The 17675-nt window shown below is 42.2% G+C and carries 12 protein-coding genes; 11 read left to right on the forward strand and 1 reads right to left on the reverse strand.

All coding sequences use genetic code 11. The features are described 5' to 3' along the window. Positions 1–3: 3 nt before the first annotated feature. From LMH66_RS11590 to LMH66_RS11640, 11 genes are all read left to right on the forward strand, one after another. Positions 4–2853, forward strand: coding sequence for a formate dehydrogenase subunit alpha (locus LMH66_RS11590; protein ID WP_102527586.1), 2850 nt, complete (start codon positions 4–6; stop codon positions 2851–2853). A 26-nt stretch (positions 2854–2879) separates the two neighbouring features. Further along, on the forward strand, positions 2880–3476 hold the full coding sequence (gene fdh3B, locus LMH66_RS11595) for a formate dehydrogenase FDH3 subunit beta (RefSeq protein ID WP_102527587.1): 597 nt from the start codon (positions 2880–2882) through the stop codon (positions 3474–3476). A gap of 50 nt (positions 3477–3526) precedes the next feature. Beyond that, the gene (locus LMH66_RS11600) at positions 3527–4537 is read left to right on the forward strand and encodes a formate dehydrogenase subunit gamma (protein ID WP_102527588.1); all 1011 of its coding nucleotides are present in this window, start codon (positions 3527–3529) and stop codon (positions 4535–4537) included. Between the two features lie 833 nt (positions 4538–5370). After that, the gene (locus LMH66_RS11605) at positions 5371–5568 is read left to right on the forward strand and encodes a twin-arginine translocation signal domain-containing protein (RefSeq protein WP_102527589.1); all 198 of its coding nucleotides are present in this window, start codon (positions 5371–5373) and stop codon (positions 5566–5568) included. 17 nt (positions 5569–5585) lie between these two features. Further along, positions 5586–8441, forward strand: coding sequence for a molybdopterin-dependent oxidoreductase (locus tag LMH66_RS11610; protein ID WP_102527590.1), 2856 nt, complete (start codon positions 5586–5588; stop codon positions 8439–8441). 28 nt (positions 8442–8469) lie between these two features. After that, positions 8470–9039, forward strand: coding sequence for a formate dehydrogenase FDH3 subunit beta (fdh3B, locus tag LMH66_RS11615; protein WP_102527591.1), 570 nt, complete (start codon positions 8470–8472; stop codon positions 9037–9039). 74 nt (positions 9040–9113) lie between these two features. Continuing rightward, positions 9114–10103 (forward strand): formate dehydrogenase subunit gamma, encoded by a 990-nt coding sequence (locus LMH66_RS11620; RefSeq protein WP_229370190.1) that lies wholly within the window; start codon positions 9114–9116, stop codon positions 10101–10103. Positions 10104–10413: 310 nt separating this feature from the next. Continuing rightward, positions 10414–11751, forward strand: a complete 1338-nt coding sequence (locus LMH66_RS11625) for a coproporphyrinogen III oxidase family protein (RefSeq protein ID WP_229370192.1) — start codon at positions 10414–10416, stop codon at positions 11749–11751. A 171-nt stretch (positions 11752–11922) separates the two neighbouring features. Further along, positions 11923–12762 (forward strand): PfkB family carbohydrate kinase, encoded by an 840-nt coding sequence (locus LMH66_RS11630; RefSeq protein WP_229370193.1) that lies wholly within the window; start codon positions 11923–11925, stop codon positions 12760–12762. A 484-nt stretch (positions 12763–13246) separates the two neighbouring features. Further along, positions 13247–14704, forward strand: a complete 1458-nt coding sequence (locus LMH66_RS11635; RefSeq protein WP_229370195.1) for a sensor domain-containing diguanylate cyclase — start codon at positions 13247–13249, stop codon at positions 14702–14704. Positions 14705–14755: 51 nt separating this feature from the next. Next, positions 14756–15460 carry an MOSC domain-containing protein gene (locus LMH66_RS11640; RefSeq protein WP_229370197.1) on the forward strand — a complete coding sequence of 235 codons (705 nt, stop codon included), beginning with the start codon at positions 14756–14758 and terminating at the stop codon, positions 15458–15460. A 182-nt stretch (positions 15461–15642) separates the two neighbouring features. Here the strand turns inward: LMH66_RS11640 and LMH66_RS11645 are convergent, their stop codons facing one another. Further along, the gene (locus tag LMH66_RS11645) at positions 15643–17565 is read right to left on the reverse strand and encodes a methyl-accepting chemotaxis protein (protein WP_229370200.1); all 1923 of its coding nucleotides are present in this window, start codon (positions 17563–17565) and stop codon (positions 15643–15645) included. Positions 17566–17675: the final 110 nt, after the last annotated feature.

Consider the following 17675-nt stretch of genomic DNA (forward strand, 5'->3'; position numbering starts at 1 on the left):
GTGATGCGATTAACCCGCAAAACAGAGACAGTTGAAGTGGCAGATAAGCCTGCACTTGGACTGAATCGTCGCCAATTTTTAAAGTCAGCAACATTCGCAACAGGTGGTATCGCCGCTGCATCAATGCTTGGTGCTGGAATGATGCGTAAAGCAGAAGCTAAAGACGTACCACATGATGCACCAACTGAAGTAAAACGTACTATTTGTTCTCACTGTTCAGTGGGCTGTGGTATTTACGCTGAAGTACAAAATGGTGTGTGGACAGGTCAAGAACCTGCATTCGATCACCCATTTAACGCTGGTGGTCACTGTGCTAAAGGTGCTGCACTACGTGAGCACGGCCATGGTGAGAAACGTCTTAAGTACCCAATGAAGCTGGAAGGCGGAAAGTGGAAGAAACTTTCTTGGGAACAAGCGATTGAAGAAGTAGGTCAAAAAGCCCTCGACATTCGTCAAGAGTCAGGCCCTGATTCAGTGTTCTTCATGGGTAGTGCTAAATTCTCAAACGAACAAGCTTATATGTACCGCAAATTAGCGGCAATGTGGGGCACGAACAACGTCGACCACTCTGCACGTATTTGTCACTCTACCACTGTAGCCGGTGTTGCAAACACTTGGGGTTACGGTGCGCAAACGAACTCATTTAATGACATTCGTAAATCGAAAGCGATGATGTTTATCGGTTCGAACCCTTGTGAAGCTCACCCAGTTTCAATGCAACACATCCTTGAAGGTAAAGAGCGCGGCGCGAAAATTATCGTAGTCGACCCTCGTTTCACCCGAACTGCAGCTAAGTCTGACGAGTTCGTGCATATTCGTCCTGGTACGGATATTCCTTACATTTATGGTTTGTTGTGGCACATTTTTGAAAACGGCTGGGAAGACCAAACTTTCATCGACCAACGTGTATACGGTATGGAACGTATCCGTGAGGAAGTGAAGAAGTGGAACCCTGCGGAAGTTGAAAATGTTGCTGGTGTACCAGAAAAGCAAATGCATCGCGTGGCTAAATTACTCGCAGAGACTAAGCCTGGCACTGTGGTTTGGTGTATGGGTGGTACTCAGCATCACGTCGGTAATGCGAACACTCGTGCATACTGTATCCTCCAATTAGCCCTTGGTAACATGGGTGTTGAAGGTGGTGGTACTAACATTTTCCGTGGTCATGATAACGTTCAAGGTGCAACTGACTTTGGCTTATTGTTCGATACATTACCTGGTTACTACGGCCTGAAAACGGGTTCTTGGAAGCATTGGTGTAATGTATGGGATCTTGATTTCGATTGGGTTAAAAGCCGTTTCGACCAAGCTCAACATTTAGGCCAAGACCCAATGACTTCAACGGGTATCCCATGTTCACGTTGGCATGATGGTGTGCTTGAAGACAAATCTAAGATTGCTCAGAACGACAACATCCGTATGTCATTCTTCTGGGGTCAATCAGTTAACACTGAAACTCGTGGCCGTGAAGTGCGTGAAGCATTGAACAAAATGGACACAGTAGTTGTTGTGGATCCTTTCCCAACAATGGCAGGTGTCATGCACGAACGTACTGATGGTGTGTATTTACTGCCAGCAGCGACACAGTTTGAAACTTACGGTTCTGTATCGGCTTCAAACCGTTCACTACAGTGGCGTACACAGGTTATCGATCCTTTATTTGAGTCAAAAGCTGACCACATTATTATGTACAAGCTGGCGAAAAAATGGGGCATCGAAGCTGAATTCTGTAAGCATATTAAAGTGAATGGCGATGAGCCATTAATCGAAGATATGACGCGCGAGTTCAACAAAGGTATGTGGACTATTGGTTACACAGGCCAAAGCCCTGAGCGTTTGAAAATGCACCAAGAAAACTGGGGCACTTTCGATATTGAAAGCTTAGAAGCACCAGGTGGTCCAGCTAAAGGTGAGACTTATGGTTTACCTTGGCCTTGTTGGGGCACACCAGAAAACAAACATCCAGGTACACAAATTCTGTACCGTACTGGACGTGAAGTTAAGTATGGTGGTGGTAACTTCCGTGCTCGTTACGGTGTAGAGCATGAAGGTAACAACATTCTTGCTGAAGGTTCTTACTCTAAAGGCAGTGAAATTCAAGACGGTTATCCTGAATTTACCGCAGACATGCTTAAACAGCTTGGCTGGTGGGATGATTTAACCGCTGAAGAAAAAGTTCATGCTGAAGGGAAAAACTGGAAAACAGATATTTCTGGTGGTATCCAACGTGTTGCGATTAATCACGGTTGTATCCCTTACGGTAACGCGAAAGCGCGTGTTATTGTTTGGAACTTCCCAGATGATATCCCAATCCATCGCGAGCCATTATATACCCCTCGTCGTGACTTAGTGTCTAAGTACCCAACCTACGAAGATCGTATGGTTGCACGTCTTCCTACTCTGTATAAGTCAATTCAAGATAAAGACTTTGCAAAAGACTTCCCATTAGCAGTAACGACGGGTCGTTTAGTTGAGTATGAAGGTGGTGGTGAAGAAACGCGCTCAAATCCATGGCTTGCAGAATTACAGCAAGAAATGTTTATTGAGATTAACCCTGCTGATGCAGCAGATCGCGGCTTACGTGATGGTGATGACGTATTCGTTCACAGTCCAGAAGGCGCTAAAATCACAGTTAAAGCAATGGTGACTCCACGAGTCATTGCTGGTGAATGTTTCATGCCATACCACTTCGCAGGTGTTTTCGAAGGCAAGAGCCTAGAGAAAAACTACCCAGAAGGCACGGTTCCTTATGTTATTGGTGAAGCTGCCAATACAGTAATGACCTATGGTTATGACGTTGTGACTCAGATGCAAGAGACGAAGTCTAGCTTGTGTCAGATCAGCAAAGCTTAATTAACTTGATGAGGAGATAAGCCACTATGGCAGTCATGAAATTTTTGTGTGACACAAAACGCTGCATCGAGTGTAACGGTTGCGTCACAGCTTGTAAGAACGAAAACGATTCCGCTCTAGAGTGGGGTATTCAACGTCGTCGCGTGGTTACTATCAATGATGGTGAACCAGGCGAAGCATCAATTTCAGTTGCATGTATGCACTGTACAGATGCACCTTGTATGGCCGTTTGTCCGGCGGATTGTTTTTATCAAACCGACGACGGCATTGTACTGCATGATAAAGATACTTGTATCGGTTGTGGTTACTGTTTCTATGCTTGTCCTTTCGGTGCACCTCAGTTCCCGAAAAAGACAGCATTTGGCAGTCGCGGCAAAATGGATAAGTGTACTTTCTGTGCCGGTGGCCCAGAAGAGAACCATTCAGAAGCCGAGCGTCAGAAGTATGGTGCAAACCGTATTGCTGAAGGTAAATTACCTATGTGTGCAGAGCTTTGTTCAACCAAAGCATTGTTAGCTGGTGATGCAGATATCGTATCGACTATTTACCGCGAACGTATGGCGAAACGTGGTAACCCGGATGCAATTTGGGGTTACGACCCTAAAACGGGTGATATGGTTTAGGCAGAGCAAAAGGTTACGGGCTTTTGTCCGTAACCAAGCAAGGAGTGACAATGTTAAACAAACAGTTAAACAAATCACTGCGTAGCTTGTTTGCTCTGTTGGTTCTGGTGATGGGGTTGGGTTTTTCAACCACAACCTTAGCAGCAGATGAACAATCAAGTAAGCAGCAGGCAGCAAAAGATAACCCAGCTGAATTATGGCGGGCTGTAAAAGGCGGTGAAACTGGTCGCACTACAGCACAAGGCATTGAACCTGGAGTATTAATCAATGTTGGTGGCAATGAAGGTAGAATTATTAGGGATGACTATATTACCCCTGCAGTAGCGTTAGCGCTTGTAGGTGTATTTGGTGCATTTTTAGTGTTCTATTTTGTCAATGGCCCAGCAAAATTAACCAAAGGTTTTTCAGGCAAGATGGTTGAACGATGGTCTAAAGCAGATATTTTACTGCATTGGATTATGGCAATTGCTTGTTTAATCTTAATGCTGACGGGTTTGATGATCATATTAGGTAAATTTGCTATTCAACCTTATGTGAGTGCCAGCATTTGGGCCGGGGTCATTGCTTTCAGTAAGTTTGTGCATGATTGGACTGGTCCTGTTTTCATCGTATCTTGGTTGGTATGTATTGTTAAATGGATGCCACTACAAACCATTAAAATGTACGATTTAAAATGGTTCCTTGTGGTCGGTGGTTACATCAACTTTGGTCCATTCAAAGGAAAGCATCCAGACAGTGGCTTTGCCAATGCTGGTGAAAAGATGTGGTTTTGGACCTTAGTATTCTTTGGTCTATTTATCAGCGTATCAGGCATGATGTTAGTGCTTCCTGGCTTAGATTTACCGCGAGAAGCTTCAATGCTTGCGTTACTTGTTCATGGTGTTAGTGCTGCAATTTTAATTGCATTCACGATAGTACACATTTGGATGGCAACAGCATTAAGTGAAGGTGGTATGGAATCAATGGTTTCAGGTTATTGTGATGAGAACTGGGCAATCCAGCATCACAATCTTTGGTACGATGAAATCAAAGCTAACGGTACCTTGAAATACCAAGAGTAATTGAACTAAGCCAATAAGGCTAAAGCAGTGAAAAACACCTCAACTGAGCTTATCTCGTTGGGGTGTTTTTATTGGTAGAGGTTTTATTTTTGTAAAGACGCTATGGAAAAATGTTGCCTCTGTTTATCAAACTACCAGTCTAATTTCCCAGCTTACATTTAAAAATTACTTCAAACTAACCCGAGTTTGAAGGTCATTAAAAGTGCCTCGATTTTGGTGCTGATTGTTTGTCTTTTGGTGTGCCTTTTGGTTCTGTCATTATCCCTTTAATTGTCCCTTTAATTGTCCCTTTAACTGTCACTCAATTTAAGCATTGTTCGTAGAATCATTTTGCGTAAGAAGTCACTTGATTGTTAATGAGTCGATAAACATTTATTTAGGTCGTTACTTGGGTATCGTTAATAGCTAAGAGTACTATCTCCGTTAGTTTTAAGTCATAAATGCTATAAGTGAATAATAAGGATTCTCAATAACAAGGATAGCTTATCAACTATCTAACTGCATGAGATGTTAAGGTTTTTAACAAATGTAGCTTTGCGGATTAAGCTGCAGATTTGTTCATTTCAAAAGCAAACCTTTCTAAAATATGACCCAGTTAACGCTTTGTTGATTCCATCGCTTTTTTTGGAATGTGAACTGGTGCTAGATCAATTTTTTTCGACCACTCTCCCTATATATTAGCGGCGTAAAATTTTTAACATTATTCATTTAGAAGTGTTTTTACCTTTTGGACTCACTTTCATTAACTTGTTGTTAACAACAGGTTTTGAGGAATCGAGAAGGCCTATTAGGGCATCAACCGATGAGTTGGTGTGATTTAACCGGGAGTAAAGATGAAGAAGCAACAGCCTGATCTGAACCGCAGATCTTTGCTGAAAGCCATCACCGTAGGTAGCGCTGCTACTGCAGCAATTGCTGTTTCAGGTGTGAGTGTGGCCCAAGCAACCGAGAGTAACGTTAGCAGCAAAAATGCTAAAGGTTACAAAGAAACTGCGCATATTCGTAGCTACTACGATAGCTTACGCGGCTAATTCAGGAGAAATAAGCGATGAAGTTAACTCGCAAGTCTACCGCAGCACCTAAAGCTGCATCAAAGTCGCTCGGTATTAACCGTCGTCAATTTATGAAGAATGCAGGTATTGCAACAGGTGGTATCGCCGCTGCTTCATTAATGGGCACTGGTATGATGCGTAGAGCTGAAGCGCATGATGTACCGCATGATGCACCAACTGAAATCAAACGTACTGTATGTTCTGCATGTGCTGTTGGTTGTGGTTTATACGCTGAAGTACAAAATGGTGTATGGACAGGTCAAGAACCTGCATTCGATCATCCATTTAACGCTGGTGGTCACTGTGCAAAAGGTGCTGCTATCCGTGAACATGGTCATGGCGAAAAGCGTCTTAAATACCCAATGAAATTGGTTGACGGCAAGTGGAAGAAACTATCTTGGGAGCAGGCTTACAACGAAGTCGGCGACAAAATGATGGATATCCGTGAAGAATCAGGTCCTGATTCAGTTTACTTTATGGGTAGTGCTAAGTTCTCGAACGAAGGCTGCTACATGTACCGTAAATTTGCGGCAATGTGGGGCACGAACAACGTCGATCACTCTGCTCGTATTTGTCACTCTACCACGGTAGCCGGTGTTGCTAACACTTGGGGCTACGGTGCGCAAACTAACTCTTTCAATGATATCCAGAATGCAAATGCAATCTTCTTCATCGGTGCAAACCCGGCTGAAGCGCATCCAGTTGCAATGCAGCATATCCTTATTGCTAAAGAGAAAAACAACGCAAAAATTATTGTTGTTGACCCACGTTTCTCACGTACTGCTGCACACTCTGATCTTCATTGTGCACTACGTCCAGGTACGGATATCCCTTTCATCTACGGTATGCTTTGGCACATCTTTGAAAACGGTTGGGAAGACAAAACGTTCATCAAAGAACGTGTTTTCGAAATGGAATCAATTCTCGAAGAAGTGAAGAAGTTCCCACCGAAAGAAGTTGCAGACATCACTGGTTGTAGCGAAGAAGAAGTTTACCAAGCTGCGAAAATGATGGCAGATAACCGTCCAGGTACTGTTGTTTGGTGTATGGGTGGTACTCAGCATCACGTAGGTAACGCGAATACACGTGCTTACTGTATCCTTCAATTAGCACTGGGTAACATGGGTGTTTCTGGTGGCGGTACTAACATTTTCCGTGGTCACGATAACGTTCAAGGCGCGACTGATTTAGGTTTGTTATTCGATAACTTACCTGGTTACTACGGCTTAACTTCTGGCGCATGGGATCACTGGACAAACGTGTGGGACATCGAGCTAGACTGGGTGAAAAACCGTTTCGACCAAAATGAATACCTTGGTCGCGTACCAATGAATACTCCTGGTATTCCTTGTTCACGCTGGCATGACGGTGTTTTAGAAACACCTGAAAAATTAGCACAAAAAGACCGTGTACGCATGGGCTTCTTCTGGGGTCAATCAGTTAACACTGAAACGCGTCAAGATGATGTTCGTGACGCACTAGACAAGATGGACACTGTAGTTGTTGTGGATCCATTCCCAACAATGGCAGGTGTAATGCATCGTCGTCAAAACGGTGTTTACTTGCTACCAGCTTGTACTCAGTTCGAAACTGAAGGTTCAGTATCTAACTCTGGTCGTTCACAACAATGGCGTGAAAAAGTTGTTGAGCCATTATTCGAATCAAAAACTGACCTTGAGATTATGTACCGTTTATCTCAAAAGCTTGGTTTTGCAGACGAGTACACTAAGCGTATCGCTAAAGATGCCAATGACGTGCTTGTTATCGAAGACATTACTCGCGAAATTAACCGCGGTATGTGGACCATTGGTATGTCAGGTCAAAGCCCTGAGCGTATCAAAGAGCACACCCAAAACTGGGGCACGTTCAGCAACAAGACACTTGAAGCTGCTGGCGGACCTGCTAAAGGCGAAACTTACGGTTTACCTTGGCCTTGTTGGGGAACTCCTGAGCAGAAGCATCCAGGTACTCAAATTCTTTATAACACAAGCAAGCATGTTCTTGATGGTGGTGGTAATTTCCGTGCACGTTACGGTACCGAATACCAAGGTAAGAACTTGTTAGCAGAAGGCAGCTTCTCTAAAGGTGCTGAAATCACTGACGGTTACCCAGAGTTCACTGCAGACATGCTTAAACAGCTTGGCTGGTTTGACGAGCTAACTGCTGAAGAAAAAGTTCATGCAGAAGGTAAAAACTGGAAAACTGATATCTCAGGTGGTATCCAACGCGTTGCAATGAAGCACGGCTGTATCCCTTACGGTAATGCTAAAGCGCGTTGTATTGTTTGGACATTCCCTGACCAAGTACCTGTTCACCGTGAGCCGTTATACACGCCTCGTCGTGACTTAGTATCTAAGTACCCAACGTACGCAGATATGCAAGTACATCGTCTACCAACACTTTACAAGTCAATTCAAGACAATGACAACAGCGCTAAGTACCCATTAGCACTGACTTCTGGTCGTCTGGTTGAGTATGAAGGTGGTGGTGAAGAATCTCGTTCTAACCCTTGGCTTGCAGAGCTTCAACAAGAAATGTTTGTTGAAATTAACCCTGCTGATGCTGCTGACCGTGGTCTTCGTGACGGCGACACAGTGTGGTTAGAAGGTGCTGAAGGCGGACGTATTAAGATTAAGGCAATGGTTACTCCACGCGTTAAGCCTGGTGTTACTTGGATGCCTTACCACTTCGCTGGTGAGATGCATGGTGAGAGTCTTGAGGCTAATTACCCAGAAGGCACAGTACCTTACGTACTAGGTGAATCATGTAACACTGCATTGACCTACGGTTATGACCCTGTGACGCAAATGCAGGAAACCAAAGCATCGCTTTGTCAAATTGAAAAAGCGTAACTGCAGCTATAGCTAGGAGAATTGCCAAATGGCTACAATGAAATTTTTATGTGATACCAAGCGCTGCATTGAATGTAATGGTTGTGTCACAGCTTGTAAAAACGAAAACGACTCTGCTTTAGAGTGGGGCATTCAACGTCGTCGTGTTGTCACTATCAATGATGGTGTGCGCGGTGAAGCGTCAATCTCAGTTGCATGTATGCACTGTAGTGATGCACCTTGTATGGCAGTATGTCCTGCAGATTGTTTCTACAAAACAGAAGACGGCATCGTACTTCACGACAAAGATACTTGTATCGGTTGTGGTTACTGTTTATATGCATGTCCTTTCGGTGCTCCACAGTTCCCTCAGTCAGGCGCTTTCGGCAGCCGTGGCAAGATGGACAAGTGTACTTTCTGTGCTGGTGGCCCTGAAGAAGATCATTCACACGCTGAGCGTGAGAAGTACGGTGCTAACCGTGTCGCTGAAGGTAAACTTCCAATGTGTGCTGAGCTTTGTTCAACCAAAGCACTGCTTGCAGGTGATGCAGAAATCGTTTCTGCTATCTTCCGCGAGCGTGTTGCATACCGCGGAGCTAACAAAGGTGTTTGGGGTTAATCTCCAAGCGTGTTAGTCAGCTTAGCTATGATGCCTAGGGCAACCTAGGCATCGAATAGCATAGAGGATGTAATATGAACAAGTGGTTCAAACAAATTGGCGTTGTTATCGCACTGATGTTCAGTGTCATGACCTTCGCCCACGCAAGTGGAAATGTTGAAGAGTCTCTAACCGTTCAAGATGGCAATGCACAATTATGGGCACAGCTTAAAGACGGTGCTGAAGGACGTACGACTTCAACAAGTGAGTTCCATAAACAACCAATCAATACCTATGATTTACGTGTATTTGATTTGCGTAGTGACTGGCTTGCTCCTGCTTTAGCTTTATCGCTATTTGGCATGATCATCATTTTCGTACTGTTTATGAAAATTAACGGTATTGCGAAGTTACATGGTGGTTTTACCGGCAAGATGGTTTACCGCTGGTCTAAATTTGACGTTTCAATTCACTGGCTAGGTGCGATTCCTTGTATGCTATTGATTTTGACAGGTTTAGTGCTATTGAGCGGTCGCTACTTCCTTCAACCTTACATTGGTGAAGGCATGTGGGCTGGATTGGTAAATGCTTCTAAAGTTATCCATGATTACATGGCCATTCCATTCATGTTGGGTTGGGCGTTAATGACGGTACTTTGGGCTAAAAACCAAATGCCTAAAATGTATGACCTTAAGTGGATGATGGTGGTTGGTGGTTACATTAACTTCGGTCCATTTAAAGGTAAGCACCCTGACGCTGGCTTTGCTAACGCAGGTGAAAAACTATGGTTCTGGGCATTCGCTCTATTCGGTCTATTCATCTCAGTATCAGGAATGTTATTACTGTTCCCGAACTTATTTGAACCAAGCCGTAACCTAAGTTTACTTGCATTAGTGGTCCACTCAGTGAGTGCAATTGTTATCTGTGCTTTCTCTATCGTGCATATCTTCATGGCAACCGCTATGTCTGAAGGTGGTATGGATTGTATGGTGTCTGGCTACTGTGATGAGCAGTGGGCTAAACAGCATCACAACCTTTGGTATGATGAAATCAAAGAAAAAGGCGAGCTTAAATATAAAGACTAATTAGTCTCTATATTGAATCGTAAACACCCTCAATAGCTTTGCTTTGAGGGTGTTTTTGTATCTGAATTTTAACGTTCAAAATTACAACATAAAGCTTTGTTATATTTAACATACGGATAGTGTACATTAGGTGTTGGTTATTTAATGAGTGCTAATCTGTGATCTCTATGGTAAAAATCAATTGAATCAGTTGTGATTACCTCCTAAGTTATAGATAGTTCACATAATGGTTACTCGATTGAGAGTACTCTGCTCAATCAGCAATCGTTTAGCATTGCGAGTATGTACATATTTTAAGATAGGAAGTGCTATGTCATCAATAATTAAGCCATCAGATAAAATTATCCAATCACCTTACCAGGCCAATATTACTACGCCAGATTGGATGATCAGTGCGATGGAAAAAGTGATGCAATTTTACGTTGACCGTAATTTGCGCTTAGATACTGTATCTGCAGAAATGATGCCGAACCCAGTGGAAGGCAAAAAGTATATGCTCTATGCGCACGTGCCTTTTTGTCATACCTTGTGTTCTTACTGTACTTTTCATCGCTTCTTATTTAATGAAGACAAGGCTCGCCGCTATTTCGTTTCTTTACGTAAAGAAATGGATATGGTTAAAAATCTCGGTTACGATTTCGAATCTATGTACATCGGTGGTGGCACCACAACAGTGCTTGAAGATGAACTTGCTCGCACTATTGAACATGCTAAAAAGCTGTTCCCAAGTATTAAAGAAGTGTCATGTGAATCAGATCCTCAACATTTAGACAGTGAAGGCTTTAAGCAATTAGAAGGCTTAGTCGATCGTATGTCTATTGGTGTACAGAGCTTTAACGATGACATTTTGACCATGACTGACCGTATTGAAAAGTTCGGCACTGGTCAGCAGACTTTTGACCGCATTATGGCGGCTAAAGAATTATTCCCAATTATTAATGTTGATTTGATTTTCGGTTTCCGTGGTCAAACCGATGAAGTTATCCAACATGATTTGGATATGGCTTCAAAATTAGACCCTCGCCAAATCACCACTTATCCATTGATGATTACCCATCAAACCCGTAAGAGTGTGAAAGGCAAGCTAGCCGCACCTCATGGCGACATGGCGCGTCAATACCGTCAAATTCTAAATAGCTTAAATGGCCAGTATACTCAACTTTCTGGTTGGGCTTTTGGTAAAGCCAATAATGAAGGCTTTGATGAATACGTTATCGATTTTGATGAATACTTAGGAGTCGGTTCTGGTTCATTTAGTTTCTTAGATGACACCTTATACGTGAACACGTTCTCGTTAAAGAAATACCAAGAACGTATTGCCAATGGCAAAATGGGTGTTGAGCAACAAAAGCAATACGGCAAGAAAGAAGTGATGCAATACCGCTTCTTGCTAGGTATGTTCTCAGGCCGTTTGTCTCGTAAATACTTCCGCGACACATTTGGCGTTAACTTAGATACCGCATTATTTAAAGAAATGGCTTCAATGAGAGCCATTGGTGCGATTAAGAATGACCCGAATGACCCAGACAACTTGATTTGGACTGATAACGGCAAAATGATGGGCTTGTTAATGATGAAAGAATTTTATTCAGGAATGGATAATGTTCGTGCGCAATTACGTAAACCATTACAAGCCGCTGATATGTAAGTATCTAACGTTTAAGAAATAAGTTAATGAAAGGCAGTGACCATAGTCACTGCCTTTTTTGTTATTTGCAGTATACTGAATTTGAATGCATCATCTCTATTCCCACCATTTTGTCATTTCTATCATAATGATGTTGGTGCATTGAACATTGAATAGTTAAAAGAGATTGCTATGGCCAATATTTTACTGCTTGCCAATATTAACTGTGACCGACTACTTCAGTTAGACAAACCATTACAAACCGGTGGACGTTTTCATTATCAAGATGGTGGTTTACGGCTGGGTGGTGGTGGCGCCAATACAGGGATCGGTCTTGTTTGGGCAGGTCATTCAGTTTCGCTAGTTAGCCAAGTAGGCAATGATAAAATTGGTAACTGGATTTTAGCTCAAGCCAGTACCCAAGGTTTAGATTGTCGCTTAGTAGAACGTTTTCAGGGCAACACCTGTGAAATGCTATTGGTGATGACGCCAGACGGTGAGCGAACCATTATTCGCCCAGAACGTCCAATATTTGCATTATCCTCTCCACCTAATTGGCAGCAATTTGATGCTCTCTATACTAATTCTTCTGCAAAAGGTATCAGTGGTTGGACCGAGTCAGCTTTAGACTCCTGCCTTGTCGTGTCGCAACTAGCCAAAGATGAACGAGTGCGCCCATGTCATATTCTCATTGCCTCTATTACCGATATGGAGGGGCGCTGCAATGAAGAAAAATGGCGCTTTGCGACTCAAATAGCCGGTGAGTCATTACGTTACTTTGTGGTAACCGATGGTGAAAATGGAGCTATCGCTTACAGTGAGGATGATCAAGTACATGTACCTGCTGTTCTATCTGAGGTGGTGGATACCACAGGCGCAGGCGATGCATACGCAGCAGGCTTAATTCACTTCCTGTGTGAGCAAAAAAGCATTACTGAAGCGATGGAAGAAGGGGCGAGATGGGCAGCTTTTGCTGTTGCGACGCCAAGCTCTGTTCCTGGTGACGACTTAAAACACTATTTAGCTAACTGAATAGGAAAATAAATAGTTAAGTAAGTGAAGTTGTCTTTTGGTGGATAGCTTCATTTTTCTGTCACATAACTGTCGCGATTATGTCATGTAGTGAATCTATAATTTCGCCGTAATTTGTTGAAAGCCAATTCTTTTCCGCTAAAGATTTAGTTTGATATAGGCCTTCCACTTCCTAGGAGTTAATTACAACCCTATTTAATTTTTTGTTTGAATTTACGACCCTGTATCCCCCCATTTACAGGGTCTTTTTTTGTCTCGGTAAAAATAAAGGATTTGCAATACCTGATAAATACAGAGTTTTTGGCTCAAAAATCCGATGCGCCTTCATTGCTTTTCAGTTAGTATTTACATTGGTTTAACATGTTCGCATATACCAGTTCTTATCAAGCTAATAATAGATTGCCACTTGCCTATGTAGTCACATACATCAGTAACCACTTGCATCCATTACTACTTTGAAGAGCTCAGTTTTAGTAGGGGCGTTATGGGAAATAAAGTTTGGAACGATAAAAAGCGTTTTATTTGGATGTTATCCATACTGCTTTTAGCTGCATTTATTGTCACAAGTGGAATTAGCTACCAAGTTGCACATGAATCATTAAGCGAGCAAATAGAAGATAATACATTGCCGCTGACCAGTGACAATATCTATTCTGAAATTCAACAAGACCTTCTACGACCTATCTTTATATCCTCGTTAATGGCGCAAGATACCTTTGTTCGAGACTGGACCATTAATGATGAGCAAGACCCTGAAAAACTGATCCGATACCTTAACGAAATCCAGCAAAAATATAATACGGTAACCAGTTTTTTCATCTCTGAATCGAGTCGGAATTACTATCATTCCAGTGGTGTGCTAAAAAAAATTGAAGATGTTTCAAGTGAAGATGCTTGGTATTTTCGAGTACGTTCATTACCTAAGTCAGAAGACTATGAAATTAACATTGATACCGATACCGCCGATAAAAATCGTACGGTCATTTATGTTAATTATAAGGTGTATGACTTTGAAGGTAATTTCATTGGTGTCACCGGTGTAGGTTTGGCCGTTGAAAGCGTGAAAAAGATGATTGAGCTATACCAGACACGTTATAACCGCAAAGTTTATTTCTCTGATAGACAAGGCAATATTACTTTGCGCAGCAAAGGGTTTGATGGTGCGACTACTTTACAATCGACAGCAGGGTTAGAGAAGTTAGCAACCCGTATTTTAACCAGCCCAAGTGCATCTTTTTCCTATAGGCGAGATAACAGAACGATTTATTTGAATAGCCGTTTGGTTGAAGAGTTTCAATGGTATTTGATGGTTGAGCAAGATGAAGTGTTGGCAGAAAAGAAATTGCTCACAACATTTTGGCTCAACATTGGTTTGAGTTTAGTGGTGACCTTTGGGATTTTATTGATTGCCAATATGACTTTGGGTAAATACCAAAGAAAATTGGAAATGATGGCGTCGACAGATAAATTAACCGGTGCAGCCAACAGGCAAGCGTTTGAAGAATACTTTACCCCAGCTTTATCTCGATCTTTGGTCGAGTCAACACCGATGGCTGTGCTCATTATCGATATCGATCATTTCAAACAAGTGAATGATAAATATGGGCATAATATCGGAGATCTGGTGATTCAGTCTGCAGCAAATGTACTCAAGTCAAACCTTAAAGAAGCGGATTTACTTTGTCGCTGGGGTGGGGAGGAGTTTTTGGTATTATTACCTAATATGAATATCAGTCAGGCGCATGAATTAGCTGATCGCATGCGTGAAATTGTCGCTGCTAGAAGTATCAAAGTGAATGGCAATGATATTAATATCACCATTAGCAGCGGCGTTGCTGAGTATCGTAAAACTGAGACACCTGAAGAACTCATTAACCGCGCAGATATCGCCTTGTATCAAGCAAAGGAGCAAGGTCGAAATCAGGTGGTGTTGTCTTATTAATTCACAGTTAATAAATTCTATATTTGTTCATATCATGACGAGAGCGTATTAATGGCAGGCTATGTGTTAGCAAAAAAGATCTCAGGATTATTCCGTGGAGATAAAATTGATACCTTAGAAAGTATTGATAGTGGTATGAATAATAAACTCCCGGTGCAAAGTCTTAGTGTGACGCAACATGGTGTGGAAGGTGATAAGCAAGCCGATCCGATTCATCATGGCGGTGAAGAACGTGTATTACACCATTTTCCGCGTGAGCATTATGGTCAGTATCGTCGCTGGGACTTAATCACTAATTTTAAAGATGTCCCTGCCATGGGTGAAAACATCAGTACTGTAGGTTTAGATGAGTCACAAGTGAATATTGGTGACATTATTCAAATAGGTGAAGCACTTCTACAAGTGACACAACCGCGCTCGCCATGCTTTAAGCTTAATCTACAGTTTAGTCATCCTAAATTTGCATTAGCAATGCAAGAAAGTCGCATGTGTGGTTGGTTTTATAAAGTGCTGCAAGCGGGAGAAATTAACGCAAATGACAGCATAGTGTTGATTGAGCGAAAAACCGACATCAGTATTGCTCAGGCGATGAAGATTTACTTCTTACCTGAAGTCGACCCTGAACAATATCAGCAATTGATGCAATGTGAAGGTTTGGCACAAAACTGGGTGGCGAGTATGCAAAGACGTATTGATACTCAACAAATCGAAAACTGGCAATATCGATTATATGGCCCTGCTGGTGAACCGGCTTAAAGGTTTAATAAGCTAAATAATATAATCAAGCTAACAAGTGGCGAGGGGTTTGCTTATCGTTAACTTATGGCGATTAATTATTTCATTTCAATTAGTTATTATTAAATCGCCTTTGTCAAAAATGATATAATTAAAAAAACGCACAATAAATTGTGCGTTTTTTATTGGAAAATTTCCTATATTTATTCAATTTTAAATCGAGCTACTAACACATCCAGTCGACCCGCTAGGGCGTTGAGAGACTCACTTGCTTGTGCCGCCGCTTGAGCCGTATCAGCTGTACGTTGAGTAATATCATTAATTTCTGTGACATTACGATTAATATCTTCTACGACCGTTGATTGCTCTTCTGTCGCCGCAGCAACTTGAATGTTCATATCACTGATTGAAGCAATTTGCTGGCTAATGCCGCTAAGTGATTGGCTTGCTTCATCTACTGCATTCACCCCTTCTTGGGAGCGGTTACGTGACGTTTCCATGGCAACAACGGCGCGACTTGCTTCAGATTGCAGTTTATCAATCATGGTTTGTACTTCGTTGGTGGAATCAGCAGTACGAGAAGCAAGATTTCTTACCTCATCAGCTACAACCGCAAACCCTCTGCCTGCTTCACCCGCTCTTGCCGCTTCAATCGCAGCATTCAATGCCAGTAAGTTAGTTTGTTCTGAGATTGCACGGATCACATCTAAAATACCACCAATGGATTTAGTGTGGGTTGCAAGAGACTCAATCACTTCACCGACTTGCTCTACATCATTTGATAATTGATTAATGGTTGTTCTTGCACTCATAACGACCTGCTGGCCATCAGAAGATTCAGTATCAGCTTCTTTTGCTGTCACTGCGGCTTGTGCAGCATTACTGGCGATTTCATTTACCGTTGCGCCCATTTCATTAATGGCGGTCACAACCATAATGGTTCTGTCTTTTTGCTGTTGGCTATCATCAAGAGTTTGGTTCGCTTGAGCTGAGACATCTTTTGCTGACAAGCTTAATTGTTCACTGGTTCTTGCTACCTCTATGACCGATTCTTGTATTTTGGCAATAAAACTATTAAAGCCTTTGGCAAGCTGAGCTAATTCATCATTTCCCTCAACAGGAAGGCGTTGGCGTAAATCGCCTTCCCCCTCGCCAATATCTTTGAATAGTTCAGCTACTTTCGCAATGGGACGACTTACCGAGGATGCGACAGCGCTGGCAACCACAATAAAAAATACTGCGACAATGATCGTCCCCAGTATTATTTGATATACCGCTTTATCTAACAGGGCAAAAATTTCTGACTCTGGTACTTCGGCAATCAAATACCAGTTCATGGCCGGAATATAGCTACTGGCAATAATAGTGCTCTGGCCATTTACGTCAATGCGCATAAGGTTAAAGTCATTCTGCGCCAGTAAAGATTGAGTATTATTTCCTGAATAGAAGCCACTCAAACTCGCTTTACCTATCTGGTTAGGATCAGGATGGAGTTTTACACTGCCATTAGCATCAACCAAGTAAACGAAACCACTGTCTTCGATTTTGAAGGAACCGAGCTGTCGTACCATATCATCCAGTGACTTTGCTAACCCAACCAAGCCTCGGCCATTTGGTTGTTGATAATTAATAAAGAGTTTTACTTCACCATTCGTTTCAGTAAATACATTGAGCATTCGCTCTTGCCCGCTATTAACATAATCAAAAAACCAACTATCTTGCTGTGGGTTTAAAACGCGTAAAAAGCCATCTTGTGTGTAATAGGCTGCTGTTTCTTTGTCAGCAAAGGATGCTTGTGCAAGTTGATACTGATCTTGTAAATCGCCTAATTGTGCAACAACATTGGCTTCAGTATCGCTTGGGCGTCCCTGTTCAACCCATTCGAGTAACATGCGACTGTTTGCAAGTTGCTCAGCAGCATTTAGTAAGTTGTTGATATCAAGTTCTAATTTATGGCGAATTTGCATTAATAAGCTAGGTAGCTCGGAGTCTAGCATTCGCTGTTCAATTACATTTTTAGCACTACGTTGACTGAATACTCCGACAAGCATGGTTGAAAAGACGACACCAAATATCATCGAAAATAAGATTTTTTGTTTAATGGAGAGGTGTTTTAACTGATTCATTCGGGACAACCTGTATAGTTCAATATGTCTAATATCGGCATCGGCTAGAATAAATGAATAGTTTATATGGGATTTTGAAACTGATTTGTCTGTGTGATGTATTAAGACAA

Origin of the sequence: Shewanella sp. 10N.7, from assembly GCF_020806285.1 — a bacterium.
GTDB lineage: Bacteria > Pseudomonadota > Gammaproteobacteria > Enterobacterales > Shewanellaceae > Shewanella > Shewanella electrodiphila.

Excerpts from the sequence above, each read along its gene's own strand:
- fdh3B (WP_102527587.1), top strand. The coding sequence starts at position 2,880 with ATGGCAGTCATGAAATTTTTGTGTGACACAAAACGCTGCATCGAGTGT.
- LMH66_RS11590 (WP_102527586.1), top strand. The coding sequence starts at position 4 with ATGCGATTAACCCGCAAAACAGAGACAGTTGAAGTGGCAGATAAGCCT.
- LMH66_RS11625 (WP_229370192.1), top strand. The coding sequence starts at position 10,414 with ATGTCATCAATAATTAAGCCATCAGATAAAATTATCCAATCACCTTAC.
- LMH66_RS11620 (WP_229370190.1), top strand. The coding sequence starts at position 9,114 with ATGAACAAGTGGTTCAAACAAATTGGCGTTGTTATCGCACTGATGTTC.
- LMH66_RS11640 (WP_229370197.1), top strand. The coding sequence starts at position 14,756 with ATGGCAGGCTATGTGTTAGCAAAAAAGATCTCAGGATTATTCCGTGGA.
- LMH66_RS11645 (WP_229370200.1), bottom strand. The coding sequence starts at position 17,565 with ATGAATCAGTTAAAACACCTCTCCATTAAACAAAAAATCTTATTTTCG.
- LMH66_RS11610 (WP_102527590.1), top strand. The coding sequence starts at position 5,586 with ATGAAGTTAACTCGCAAGTCTACCGCAGCACCTAAAGCTGCATCAAAG.
- LMH66_RS11605 (WP_102527589.1), top strand. The coding sequence starts at position 5,371 with ATGAAGAAGCAACAGCCTGATCTGAACCGCAGATCTTTGCTGAAAGCC.
- LMH66_RS11635 (WP_229370195.1), top strand. The coding sequence starts at position 13,247 with ATGGGAAATAAAGTTTGGAACGATAAAAAGCGTTTTATTTGGATGTTA.
- LMH66_RS11600 (WP_102527588.1), top strand. The coding sequence starts at position 3,527 with ATGTTAAACAAACAGTTAAACAAATCACTGCGTAGCTTGTTTGCTCTG.
- LMH66_RS11630 (WP_229370193.1), top strand. The coding sequence starts at position 11,923 with ATGGCCAATATTTTACTGCTTGCCAATATTAACTGTGACCGACTACTT.
- fdh3B (WP_102527591.1), top strand. The coding sequence starts at position 8,470 with ATGGCTACAATGAAATTTTTATGTGATACCAAGCGCTGCATTGAATGT.